This window comes from Mucilaginibacter rubeus (assembly GCF_003286415.2).
In the GTDB taxonomy this organism is placed as follows: Bacteria; Bacteroidota; Bacteroidia; order Sphingobacteriales; family Sphingobacteriaceae; genus Mucilaginibacter; species Mucilaginibacter rubeus_A.
In genome coordinates, this window is record NZ_CP043450.1 from 6,067,185 (window position 1) to 6,080,615 (window position 13,431).

At 42.9% G+C, this 13,431-nt stretch carries 7 protein-coding genes; 1 reads left to right on the plus strand and 6 read right to left on the minus strand.

Annotation, left to right across the window (positions count from 1 at the left end):
- Positions 1–86: 86 nt before the first annotated feature.
- Positions 87–2,501 carry a hypothetical protein gene (locus DEO27_RS24230; RefSeq protein ID WP_112574919.1) on the minus strand — a complete coding sequence of 805 codons (2,415 nt, stop codon included), beginning with the start codon at positions 2,499–2,501 and terminating at the stop codon, positions 87–89.
- Between the two features lie 145 nt (positions 2,502–2,646).
- Between DEO27_RS24230 and DEO27_RS24235 the strand changes: the two genes are divergently transcribed.
- The gene (locus tag DEO27_RS24235; protein WP_112574920.1) at positions 2,647–3,246 is read left to right on the plus strand and encodes an SUKH-4 family immunity protein; all 600 of its coding nucleotides are present in this window, start codon (positions 2,647–2,649) and stop codon (positions 3,244–3,246) included.
- A gap of 93 nt (positions 3,247–3,339) precedes the next feature.
- Here the strand turns inward: DEO27_RS24235 and DEO27_RS24240 are convergent, their stop codons facing one another.
- From DEO27_RS24240 to DEO27_RS24260, 5 genes are all read right to left on the minus strand, one after another.
- Positions 3,340–4,677, minus strand: coding sequence for an MFS transporter (locus tag DEO27_RS24240; RefSeq protein ID WP_223818039.1), 1,338 nt, complete (start codon positions 4,675–4,677; stop codon positions 3,340–3,342).
- Between the two features lie 37 nt (positions 4,678–4,714).
- Positions 4,715–5,671 carry a hypothetical protein gene (locus DEO27_RS24245; RefSeq protein ID WP_149301884.1) on the minus strand — a complete coding sequence of 319 codons (957 nt, stop codon included), beginning with the start codon at positions 5,669–5,671 and terminating at the stop codon, positions 4,715–4,717.
- 681 nt (positions 5,672–6,352) lie between these two features.
- A complete protein-coding gene (efp, locus tag DEO27_RS24250) occupies positions 6,353–6,913 on the minus strand; it encodes an elongation factor P (RefSeq protein WP_112574922.1) in 561 nt (186 codons plus the stop codon).
- An 80-nt stretch (positions 6,914–6,993) separates the two neighbouring features.
- On the minus strand, positions 6,994–10,650 hold the full coding sequence (locus DEO27_RS24255; RefSeq protein ID WP_112574923.1) for an ABC transporter permease: 3,657 nt from the start codon (positions 10,648–10,650) through the stop codon (positions 6,994–6,996).
- A gap of 131 nt (positions 10,651–10,781) precedes the next feature.
- Positions 10,782–13,229, minus strand: a complete 2,448-nt coding sequence (locus DEO27_RS24260) for a TonB-dependent receptor domain-containing protein (RefSeq protein ID WP_112574924.1) — start codon at positions 13,227–13,229, stop codon at positions 10,782–10,784.
- Positions 13,230–13,431 lie beyond the last annotated feature (202 nt).

Sequence of the window (13,431 nt, forward strand, 5' to 3'; positions counted from 1 at the left end):
GTAGCCTAACCGGGGGATCTTGTAGCCAAAATGAGCATCAGGGATAATATTATTAATTAGCTGAGTTTTGTAACATATCGCGTATGTTAAAACACCTTTTCAATATGGGCCAATTTTCCCTCCGAATTTATTCCTTCCAGCACCAGTTTAAACTTTTCGGCCAGGTCATTATTATAGAATTGAATGATATATTCTTTCGCTCGCTTATCAAAAATAATGTTTGGGTTCCAGTATAAAGTTTTCCGGACATCCGGAACGCCAAGATTAACTGCGGTAGCGTATTCCGGGGAGTAAAATGCAATGGGTGGCGAGTATCCCCGAAGCGTATTATATTTATTATCCTGGTTGTTAAAATTATAGCCCTTCCCTTTTTTCGTATAAACGGCAATAACTCCTGCATAAGCACCAAAAATCCCTCCGGCGGCCGGATCGTATACTTTCACATAGTCAAACTCCTCCATCCCTATGTTGCGAATATCAGATGCCGAACTTTTCTGATTATTAAGAAAAAAACTAACCCGACCTCTCCATGATGCACTTGGTGTTAGCGACACAGGGTTTGAAATTTCCAATCCGGGTATCTTTCCTAAAAGGTATTGAAACAAGGAAACGAAGTTTAAGGCCTTTTTATCATTGCCAATATTAAAGTTTTTGGAAATGCCCCCGCTGAAAATGCCTAATGTATATGTTTCGTCAACTTTTTGATTTTCAGTAATGGCTTTGGCTGTAATCTTTACCTCCTTTAAAGCTTTAACATTGTTATGTGTACGATGAACAACAGGTATGGCAGATACGTTTCTATTATCGCCAATCAGTTGGAATTGTTCATCCCTTAATTCCTTACGTAAAGTTTGGGCGCTATCGATCAAGCCATTATTTAAAACAGCACTATGCAGATCTGTTTCTATTGACTTTTCGGGCAGCCTGAAGTATAATTTAGCATCCCCATAAAATATAAGGCCGTCTTTGAAAAAGGCCCCGGATTTATCGGTTTTAACAGGCACCAAAACAGAACTTGAATCAGCGGCCTGAACTATTACATTCATATTCAGTCCGGAAAACCCATCGCGTGATTTTGCGGCAGCATTTACATTTCCGCTTATAGTCAAATAATTATGATCGACAAGTGAACTTATCTTTTGCTTTTCAACGGAATCCGCCCAATTATACTTTCTCCAGCCATGCGTCAACATTACCAAATCCAATTCGTTCGCTTTATCTCCCCCCTCCGAGAAATAATAGTAAGGGTTGATTATTTTACCACGCAGGTCACCGGTTAAAAGCAGGCTTGAAATGATATCGCCATTCCGGGAGAAATGCCCGCTACTGCTATAGTCAGATACCGATACCGAAATATTTGACCTGATTGTATCGCTTACAAATAACCGGATCTTATTAAGTGTGCGCTTTCGCTTATCTACTGCAACAAATTGCGTATCTACATCAAATTTGTAGTTGAAGTTATTTACAAAGGTTAGGCGCGCTGCTATTGGCACCCTGTCTGCATTTAATAATTTAATTTCCATGATGCCCGTTGGCAATCCTTTAAGTGGGATAACGCCATTCACGGCTTCACTCTCAGACAGGCTAATTTTAGCCTCGTAAACTTGATTTCCGTCAATCGTAGCTATGATAACCAGGTTCTTGTTATTCTCCTCAACGGTCTTTGTTCGATACACAAAAAACTTCTTTCCATCTTTGAGGTCATTAACGTGCATTGCTACACCTCGTGATTTCCTCTCGGGAAGCCTGACGCTATGATTTAATCCATCAGCCGTTTTCCATTCAGCAATGTAATCTTTACCGGCTTCCGGAAGCATGGTCATGTTTCCCATTCCGTCATGACTTGTTTCGAAATTAACAAGCACTTTATCATCACATTTTACAACACCTTTAATGTTTACAGGGATATCATTATTATCGGTAAAACTAAATGCAACCAACGACGGGAGCCCGTTTATCCAATCACCTCCCTCGGGCAAGAAATGCGGATTTGCAACAGTTGAATCCTGTGTTGCCTGATGGGTTCCAGTATACATCACAGGTATCCTTGTAATGTACCCATTTCCAGCTGTTTCTTTTAAAAGTTGCGCGGTGTAGGCACGGCAATAAACACCCTTCAAACCGCCTGTATCTGGCAATATAATGCTCCCGGAAGCTGTCGATTCAAAAATTGGGGCTGTGATCCGTTGCCGCATGTGTCCATCACCTGTATAAACTTCGAGATAAAAGTTCTTAGACCTCCATTTCGTATTCCCTCCTTCTACCAGGTATGCTTTGAACCAGGCGGTATCGCCAGGCGCATAGTTGTCCCGGTCGAAATGGAGATATACTTTACTGTTTTTTTGATGGGCGGTTAAGTCCGATAGTTTTAAATTACCATTCTGCGCAAAACAGGAATTGGTGATAAACGCAACCAGTATAACATATCTAAAGCTACACCGCAGGATGCATTTTTTGAATATTTTCAAAATAAGGCATTGAGACAAGGTAAGGTTCATGGTAAACAAATGGTTTATCTAATATATCAATTCATAAACTCTAATTCAATACATTAACAAAGCGGAGAAATTGTTAGCCAAGCCTTAGAAGCTGCTCCAGTATCTATAAAATATTGCATATTATTGCTACCGGCTATCAATAATAATGACACCCCAGATATTTAAAAACAGTTGGATAAATACCAACGAGCCTCTTTCTCCATTGAGCAAAATGCGTCTTGATCGATTTAAGTTGCGAAAAGAAACGTATGAGTTTCTACACATAGCCGGGCTACCTGTTTATTGTGAACCCAACCTCACTTTCGTGAATGATACCGACGATCTTTTTAGTGGGATTTGCAAACTGACTGAGCAATTTGATTACCTGGAAGAAGAAGACAGCTTTGATAAATACGTCGTTATTGGCTCCTGCCGCGACGGTGATGTTATTGCCATTGACACCGGCAACCACGACACAATTGTTCAGCTTGATCACGAAGATTCATTCACATCAATGTACTTTAACAGTTCGATAGCAATGTTAGCGGATTTTTTAATACTGTATCACGATTTCCAAGCAGAAGTATTGCAGGATGAGGCTCCCGAAGATAATTTTCAATGTTATAATTTCACAGATGCCCAGATCGAAGAATTGATAAATAAGATGTATGCTGCAGACAGCAAAGCGATAACAGAAGAAGGCTTTTGGAAACAGGAACTTGAAATAATGTTTTCCATCAGGCAAGAGAAGTTCCAAAATCCATAACAGCCACCAACCAATAGTTACAATTCAAACTTCACCGAATGAATACCAACTGCTACCACTTTTAATCTTATCCATCCAACCAGATTTTGCCGTCTACTCTGCCTGCTGCCTCATCATTTTTTTAGCTCCAAGCAAAGCCAATAACGTAACAAATGCAGCAGCCGTTAGGTAATAGCCAACGTATGCAAGTCCGTATTTATGAGCCAATGTAGTTGCCAGGTACGGCGTAAGCGAAGCACCCAAAATACCCGCCAGCGTAAATGCCAGCGAAGCACCGGTATAGCGTACTGCCGGCGGAAAAATACCAGCTAACGCGGTGCCAATTGGTCCGTAAGTAAGGCCCATCAGGAACATCCCTATTGATAAAAACACAGCCGTCATGGTCAAACTGCCCGTAGTAAACAAGGGCGCGAAAACAAGTCCGAATATAATAATGCAGACTGTTGCCACAATGAGCATGCTGTTACGGCCGTATTTATCCGCCAGTACAGCTGAAAGCGGGATTCCCAGCCCAAATGCCAGCATAGATATCATTTGTATAATAAGGAACGAACTTTTAGTATAATGCAAGGCGGTAGTACCCCAGCTAAGCGTAAATACCGTCATTAAATAAAACAGCAAAAAGGTGGTAATAGTTGCCAGCGTTCCTAATGTGATAGCGGCAGTATGTTTCACAAAAACATCAGCAAAGGGAACTTTTGAACGTTCTTCTTTATTGACCATCTTCATAAACTCCGGCGTTTCAGATATTTTTAACCTCACAAAAAGCCCTACCCAAACCAGCAATGCGCTTGCAATAAAGGGGATGCGCCAGCCATAGCTTAAAAAGTCAGCTTCGCTCATTGCTTTACTGAGTATGAAGAATGTGCCGCTTGATAACAGGAAACCTATTGGCGCACCTAATTGCGGAAACATGCCATACCAGGCTTTTTTGTGCGCAGGTGCATTTTCTGTAGCCAGTAAAACCGCACCGCCCCATTCGCCACCCAAGCCAAGGCCCTGACCAAAACGGAACAAGGCAAGCAATATCGGCGCAGCAATACCAATAGAAGCATAGCCCGGCAAAAGCCCGATAGCAACGGTTGATGGCCCCATGGTTAATAACGCTGCAACCAACGTAGCTTTACGTCCTTTCCTGTCGCCAAAATGCCCGAATATCGCCGCGCCCAAAGGCCTGGCAAAAAAGGCCAGTGCAAAGGTTGCCAGTGATTCAAGCGTAGCCGAGGTGGGGTCGGCAGATGGGAAAAACAACTTAGGAAATACCAATACCGCGGCAGTGGCATATATGTAAAAGTCAAAAAACTCGATGGTAGTGCCGATAAGGCTGGCAGTAAGTATTCGGCTAACCGGGTTTCCGGTGTTAGGTTGCTGGTTCATAGCCTCAAACATATCAAATTTGAGCGAATGCACAAATTGACTATTACCTATCATAAAGCCTATATTAACTTATCGCCGCAAAAAGCCTCTACTACTTGTGTTTAATTACCACGATACCTGTGGCCTGCGCCCCCGATGTTGCCAGCATCACCAACGAAGCATTTTTCCAATAACCCGCAATACCGCTATTACTACCCTGTGCAGAACCATATCCGCATATATATACATCATTATTGTAAAACGCTATCCCCGTGGGATTTGGAGCCTGCCCATTCATCCCCAACATGACAACGGCATTATCTTTTTTATAATAACCGTTACTTGCATCATATGGCCCTGCCGTATAAACGATAGAACCATTTATGCCAATTACGCTGCTTTTTGAATAAATAGAATTATCAAATAGTTGAACCCCAATAGTATTTTTCCAATACACTGCGCCACCGATGTCCGTAGGTTTCGCCAGGATGCCCGTGGCCGGAATAATGAAGCCGGCCATATAAATATCAGTTCCCTGAACCACAAGGTCATTTACCGTAGATTTCGCGGATAAATTACCAAAACTTGATGAATAGGTTGTTAGATTAGTTGCTGTGCCATTTTTCCAGTATAAAGCAACTATATTACCGCCACCATATGTACCGTTGCCAAAACCACCAACGTACACATCATTACCAGAAACTGAAATAGCCAATGCATTGGCGTTAGGCAGGCCACCACTTATATCTCCAATGGGATTTACCAACTTATTAATAACTCCATTTTTCCAGTATGCTGCAACCATAACAGGTGGTACAGAAGTTCCATAAACGTAATTATCAAAATTCCCCGATACGTAAACATCTGGCCCCTGCACAACAATATCCGTAGCAGCACCATCATCTAATATAACCATGCTGCCATTTTTCCAGTAAACAGCTTTCTTTTTCCCGCTGACCTCTGCGGATCCCGCTACATAAACATCGTCATCTTTAATAAAGATAGCTTTGGCCACTGTGTTTGAAGTGCCATCGCCTAATTTAACAAGCGTGTTACCTTTCCAATACACGGCGGTAGAATTGAATCCAATTAACAAATTCCCGCTTACATAAACATCAGTTTCAGGGGCTGCAGGCGGGATTACAATCGGTGGGGGAATTACGACAGGCGGAGATACCACCGAAGGGCGCACAACCGGCGGAGACACGGGCAACGGTCCCTTAGATTTCCCGCATGCGGCTATAAAAAAAAGTATAAGCAGCACGCATATTCGATAATTGGGTTTAGTTACTTTAAACATGACTTGCATAAGGATTAGTATGCTAATATAATAATCCCCCATTATTATATACATTACTACCTGCAAGATTTGGCGTTTTGGTTAAATATTCAGCGTAAGCTTTTATCATAGTATTGGTTTTAATCCGGAATTATTTCCGCCGCAAGTACTACCCCATTACCATGTAATTTTCAAAAGACTTATACCCGGTGATAATAAATATTCATTACGTTTCCGCCGCAAGCAACGATATCAAGTCTTTAAATAAAAGACATTAAATCCTGTTAATGAACACAATCAGATTATTTAAAGAAACCACTCAAAAATACTGATCAAAACAGCCGGCAGGTAGCATAAGATATGAGCATTTCAACAATGTTGATTTCACAAAGAAGCCTCAAAGCTTTCGCTTTGAGGCTTCTTTTTTTGATGTAATACAGATAACTTCATTTAAAAGTTATTCCTGATGGCTTATTTTACACGCTCAACATATTCGCCAGTACGTGTATCTACTTTTATTTTATCACCCTGATTTATAAAAAGCGGCACTTTCATTTCTATGCCATTCTCCGTCGTCGCGTTTTTCAACGCGCCGGAAGAGGTGTCACCTTTAACAGCTGGTTCGGTATAAGTAATTTCCAGGTCAACATGATTTGGCGCGGTTGCCATTATTGGCTCTTCACTTTCAAAAGATACAATTACATTCATCCCTTCTTTCAAAAATTTAGCAGCCGGGCCAAACAGGGCTTTAGGAATACTATGCTGATCATAAGTAGTATTATCCATGATCACCATGTAATCGCCCTCTTCATACAGGTATTGATAATCATTAGTTTCTACCCGGCAAATCTCAACCTGCTCGTCAGTAGCCAAACGGGCTTCTACAATTTTTCCTGTTTTAATGTTACGAAACTTATCTAAATAGAAAGCTCCGCCTTTGCCCGGTGTGCGATGTAAAACTTCCGTAACAGTTACCAACTCGCCGTTGTAGCGTAATATATTCCCTACTTTAATTTCAGATGCCTTTGCCATGAAAATACCTTTGTAAATTTTTGAAGCCAAAGATAGGTCAAGTTATTGAAAAAGCTTTATCTAAAAACAACAGGGAATTGCTATTCGCTCCTTAAACTCTTCACAGGGTTAGCCAGGGCCGCTCTCATCGCCTTGTAACCTACGCTTGTCCAGGCAATAATTACCGATGCCAATACCGCCACAATAAATATATCGGGACCAATAGTGATCCTGTAGGTAAAATCCTGCAGCCATTTATGCATAAAATAATACCCTATAGGGGCTGATATAGCGAACGCGATAACAATAAGCACAGTAAACTCTTTGGAGAACAGGTAAATAATATGCCCAACGGATGCTCCCAAGGTTTTACGGATACCGACCTCTTTAGTGCGCTGCAAAGCCATGAATGACACAAGACCATACAAGCCAAGGCATGAAATGAATATCGCTATACCGGCAAATATTTTGAAAAGTGTGGATAGCTCCTCCTCGTTGTTATAAAAACTGGCAATGGTTTTATCAAGAAACTGGTATTCATAGATCCCTTCCGGATAGGTCTTGTTCCACAGGGTTTCAACACTGGCCAGGGTTTGCTTCAGGTTTTGAGGGCTAACCTTAATATTCAGCCTGGAATACTGTGCTTTCCAGGGTCCCATCAATACTGGCGGAATAGCGGTGCGCAGTGAACCTGTATTAAAATCCTTTACCACACCGGTAATTCGCGCTTTTAGATTTTTGTTATTCCATAGCATGATGTTTTTACCTATGACCTGCTTTGGATCGGTGATACCCAATTTATGGATCAAGGTTTCATTAACAACATAGCCTGATATGGTATCCGCTTTATTGTACGGGCCTCCTGCTAAAAACTGGATATCGTATAATTTGAAATAATCAACATCGGCCCATTTCAAACATGCGCCAAAATCAACCTGCTTGTCTGCATTATTGAATTTAAAATCGCTAAACCAACCACCATTATCAGATGGGGCGTATAAACTAACGCTTACAGCTTTAATGCCCGGTTGCTGCAAAAGCTGATCTTTCAGTGCCCCCACTCTTGCCCTGCTGATACTATCGCCGGGAAAAGGAACGGTAATTACAGCATCTTTATTAAATCCGAGCGATTTGCTTTTGAAATAATTCATCTGATAGATCAATACCAGCGTTCCGATCACGAGGAATTGAGCTATGCAGAATTGCACCACCACCAGCACCCGCCGTAGGGATATACCACTCGCGCGCCCGGCATTGATCTTATTTCTTAAGGCCTCCATTGGGTTAAACCCGGATAATACCAGCGCGGGGTAAAACCCGGCCAAAAACGTAACCCCAATAACTACTCCGGCCAAAAACAAGATCACCATCGGGTCTGCCAGGAAGCCCCCGCTTAGCTGCACCTCAAGCAAACTGTTCAGCATTGGTAAAGTGATAAGGGCAGCAATTGCGGCCAACACAACGGCAAACAAGGTAATGATCAAGGTTTCGGCAATAAATTGCAGAACCAGTTGGTACCGGTTACTGCCCAAAACTTTACGTATGCCAACCTCTTTTGAGCGGTTTACAGCCTGCGCGGTAGCCAGATTAATAAAGTTAACACAGGCTATAACCAGCAGAAATAAGCCAATCAAACTGATAACATTAATGAGTTGCTTGCTAAAGGGGTGGTTGCTATACACATTAACCTCGGTGTTATAATGCATATCGGCCAATGCCTGTAATTGAAAAATCTCGTTTTTGTTGTAAGGTGCCGGGATATGTCTTTTAGCCAGTGATGCAAGCTCGGTGTTAAGCTGCTTTTCATTCATGCCCAGGGGCAAAACAACGTAACAATTCTTGTCGCTGAAAGTACTTATCCAATCCTGGGCATTCCCGCTAAGGTCGCCCCCCTTGTCAACAAGCGTGATCCAGGATATTGCCAGTTTTAACGGAAAATCAGTATTCACCGGTGTATCCTCCAATATCCCGGTCACCTTCAAATCGCGCCTATTTTCATATCGCACTATTTTCCCCATGGCCTTATGCCAATCGCCAAAAAACTTATCGGCTTCGCTACGGGATAGCACAATGGTATTAGGCTCTGCTAAGGCGGTATTTTTATCTCCCGCCAGCCAGCTAAATGCAAAAATCTGAAAGAAGGCCGGATCAGCATAATAAGCCAGATCTTCTTTAAACTTCTTCATAGCGCCAACATTTCGCGCGTCCCCCACGGCATAATGCGAACCATCATTCTTCATGATATTCGCTACCTGTTTTACCTGCGGGATGTCAAGCTTTAAACCTTCTGCCAGCGGTAAAGGAGTCCCCGAATTGGCATGCGTACCATCGGGACCGCTGTTCGCTGTCACAACGCGATAGATCCTGTCTTTATTAGCATGAAAATTATCAAAACTTGTTTCATACTGCACAACGAGGAATATCAGCAGGCAGGCGGCAATGCCTATTGCCAAACCTGTAATATTAATGGAAGCGTAGCTTTTGTTACGCATAAGATTGCGCCAGGCGATTTTGAAGTAATTTTTGATCATTGCTTTGCGATTTGGTTTCATACCGGTCCATTTCGGGGCCGTTTCCTGGTACAAAAATACCGTCGCAAAACGGGGCTGGCGCTCCAAATTATAATATGGTCGCTCTTTTTTGAGTTCAGATTTGTATTCTGCGGGGCTTTTACCTGTTAATTCTTTAAACGCGCGGTTAAAGGTAGTTTTGGAATTAAAGCCGGATTCAAGCGCGATGCCAAGCAGGGTTAAATGTTCATTAGTGGGATCCTGCATTTTCCAGGCTACCTCAGCTACGCGATATTCATTAATGAAATCATTAAAGCTTTTTTTGAGCACGGTATTAATGATCCGGGATAGTTCGTTAGGGTGCAATTCAAGTTTTTCCGCCAGCGAACGCAAACTAAGCCCCGGGTCCAGATAATATTGATTAGCTTTTAATACCCGCTTCAGCCAGGTGCCCTTTTGCCTTAACTCTGCCGGTGCCGCAGGTTTTGAAAGGACGGGTGCAACAGCAGGCACTCCAACTTCTGGTCTTAAAAAAGCAATAGCTGCAGTCCTGATGGTTAGTATCACCCAAAGCAGGTAAAAGGGATAATAAGCATATACCCTTAATGTATGATGATAACTCCAATAATCGACAGCAGCAAAGAGTGTCCAACATAACCATAGCAAACCGAAACCAGTTAACAAATGATGAAGCCACCTCATCTCATACCGGTACCTATCACCATTATTAAATTTTATACGCGCATAAAAACGTTCTATAAGCCGGTGAGATAAATACAGGTAAGTAATGACCGAAGCAAACGCGAGGATCTGCAATACCGGATTTAACTGTTGAAAAATGGTTGTATTATAGGCAGGCACACCTGTTCTTATGCTTTCGTTAACTTCCAAAATTTGAACACTCAATTCAAACAATAGCGGAATAAAATGCAATAAGTCCTTAAACTGGATCTTATACTTAGGATGGGTTAATTTAAGCACGTAAAAGAAAATCAACGGACCAGATGCCAGCGAAAACTGTAATGGCAACCAACTCCAACGTGTGATATAGTTCGTCAATTCAATATCAATAGACAATATGCGGGCCATGTATAAAACAACAGCCATCAGCGCCAGGGCCAGGAAGCGGTTTGCCGCCTTATTCACTCTTTTGGTGAACCATAAAAGCATGGCAAAGCCTGCTCCAAGGAAAATAGTTCCTAAAAAGGCAATATCATAAGCGTTGATATGGAATGTATAGGTTTTCAATCAGCTTAAATGGCTCAATCGTTGTTCCAAATATACAACACATTGATCTCCACAAAGATAACCTATTTAGATAGAAATACATCGTAACAAAACCGGACATATACCCGTCCGGTTCCGGATGCCAAAGCTGATTACAACCGGCTCCGCTCTTCGCCTGAGCCGCTGTCCCTTTTCTCCCGGCTCTTACCTGTTGTCCCAAACGGGCGATAGTAACTCAGTTTTACAATTGTTCCCAGCCGGGATTCTGTATTATACCTCACGTGTACTTTGGTGTTAAAAGCATCTGTGGTAAGCAGACCAACATCGCTCTGATAGCTACCGGACCTGAAAATATCAGAAATTGAAAGTTTTAAGTTTCCCTTACCCAAATCTTTCCTGACGCCCAGGTTTACAATGGTATTGCTATACGAGTGCCAGTTGGCGCTGTACGAAGGCGAATTATAATAGCCGGATAACTCGGCCGAGAGGCCATGCTGAAATTTAAAGTTCTGGCTAAAGTTAAAAGAGCCGGCCAGGAAGATTTTTTCCAGGGGATTAGGGGTAAATGAAATCCTGTATTGCGTTAGTCCCCCGGTTAGGGTATAGGTCATACCCCACCAATTGTTGATCTTAACCGGAATTGTTGCCTGTAGGGTTACGGAATTCTGCCAGTCGCCATTTTCCGGCCGTAGATAAACCACTCCTTTTACCGGCCCAGGCGTTCCCTGGATGCCGAGAATGGGATGATCATCGCGGCTGAACAATAAGGAAAACAGGTATTCGTGATAATTATAGCCAAATTTAAGATTCCGGGTAATTGCAGGTTTTAAGAGCGGGTTCCCTGTAAAAACCGATACCGGGTCGTTATAGCTTACGTAGGAAGCCAGCTCGCTGTACGAAGGCCTCGTGATCCTTTCCGTATACGATGCCTGCCAGGATGAGTGATCGTTTAATTTTCTTGAGAAAAATACGGATGGAAAAAATCTTCCAAGCTTGCGGTCTAACCGGTAATTAACATCGGTTGATTTATCGGTATAGTTATGCGAGTACTCGTAACGGCCGCCTGCAACCAGGCTGCTAACCGAATCAAGCTGCATATTAAAAGTGACATAACCCGCTTCAATTGCCTCGTAAGTGACAAAGTTGTTCCCGGCCCCAACAGTATTAGGTTCCCAAACACCATTTTCAAAATCCTCTATACCAGAGTTAGCCGCAGTTCGGCTATAGGTAACTTTGGCACCGGTCTCGAATCCTATTTTTTTGTTCAATTTGGCAGAATAATCAAGCTTGCCGATTGAAACTTTTATTGTTGTATTGCCAAAGCTGCGCTGTTTAGGCGAATAAAGACTATCGCCGCCACCTGCCGTGTTACCCTTATCATCGGTAAATGAACTTTCTGAACTGGCCAGCGACCGGGTGTTATAATACAGGTAATCAAAATCAGCACGGATCTTCTGCTGCCCTTTCAGGCTTTTGTCGAGATATAAATTGGTGATCGCGTTACCGATGTGACTTGAGTTATCAAACAGCGAATTGTAGGTTAGTGTGGGCGCACTCTCAAAAATGTAATAGCCATAGTTATGAGGCTGACTGGTATTGCCACCACCCCAATAATTGATGCTGCCCCCGATAGTTGCCCCGGTATCAAGTTTGATATCTGCCCCGATAGTGCCATCGTTAAAATTAGCGATAGGCTTGTTTATGCCCGTATAACTAAAATCTGTTTGTCCGCCTATTATCGCCGCGTTTTCGGAGCCCGTGGCATAAAGGCCGCCATAGTCATGAGCGTGCCAGTAGGAATACGATCCATAAAGATTAACATTACCAGTATTGTGGTTAATGTTAAACCCTGCCGAGGCTTTTTCAAACACGCCATAGCCCGCCGTAAGCGTAATTGAACCATTAGTGCCTCGTTTTTTACTTTTTTTAGTTACGATATTAATGATACCGGCATTGCCTTCGGCATCGTACTTTGCAGGCGGTGTATTCATGAGTTCTATCTGCGTGGTATTATCTGCACTCATACTATTCAACAAGGTTATCAACTGATCCATCGACATTCGCATGAGCCGACCATCTATCATCACCTTTACCCCTGTTTTTCCGTTGAGGGCAATGGTATTGTTATGCTGATCGATAATAACGCCCGGCGACCGCTGCAATACGTCCAGTACTGAACTGCCTTGCGTCATGATGCTATTTTGTACATTAACCGTCAGCCCTTCGGCCGTTTGCTGTACCTGCGGCTTGACCGCACGGATCACCACTTCCTGCAGTTGCCTGCCGGTTTGCTTTATTACCAGGCGGCCCAGGTCTGCTTCCTGCCCGGGGCTGATATTAAAAACTGGCGATTTATAGGCCTGATATCCTACAGCAGTTACACGCAGGGTGTATTTTCCGGGATGTATATTGTTGACGCGGAAAGTTCCGGCATCAGTTACCGCGGCGGAATTAACAACCGTGCTATCAGCTATCCGCAACAATGCTACTGTAGCGAACGGGACAGGTTTACCCGCAGTATCGGCTATGCGCCCGGTTACCTGACCAAATGCACCGATGGCTACAAACAGGCATAATAAGGAGATGGCAAAGGATCTCATGTATTGTATGTTTTAGCCAAAAGAACCGCTCTTATTCCGGACAGAAAAAACAGATTGATGAGCACCTGTATCCGATTGATGAAATACGGCAACGAGAAGAATTTGCAGAAAAATGGCAATGCAAAGGGCTTATTTGCCGGATGTAAGCTGTACAATGCATTTCGTCAATTATTTAGCTCCGTTCATATGCAATGTGGGTAAA

Bases quoted from the DNA above. Each gene is read 5' to 3' on its own strand.
- DEO27_RS24230 (WP_112574919.1), bottom strand. From the start codon at position 2,501: ATGAACCTTACCTTGTCTCAATGCCTTATTTTGAAAATATTCAAAAAA.
- DEO27_RS24260 (WP_112574924.1), bottom strand. From the start codon at position 13,229: ATGAGATCCTTTGCCATCTCCTTATTATGCCTGTTTGTAGCCATCGGT.
- DEO27_RS24235 (WP_112574920.1), top strand. From the start codon at position 2,647: ATGACACCCCAGATATTTAAAAACAGTTGGATAAATACCAACGAGCCT.
- efp (WP_112574922.1), bottom strand. From the start codon at position 6,913: ATGGCAAAGGCATCTGAAATTAAAGTAGGGAATATATTACGCTACAAC.
- DEO27_RS24240 (WP_223818039.1), bottom strand. From the start codon at position 4,677: ATGATAGGTAATAGTCAATTTGTGCATTCGCTCAAATTTGATATGTTT.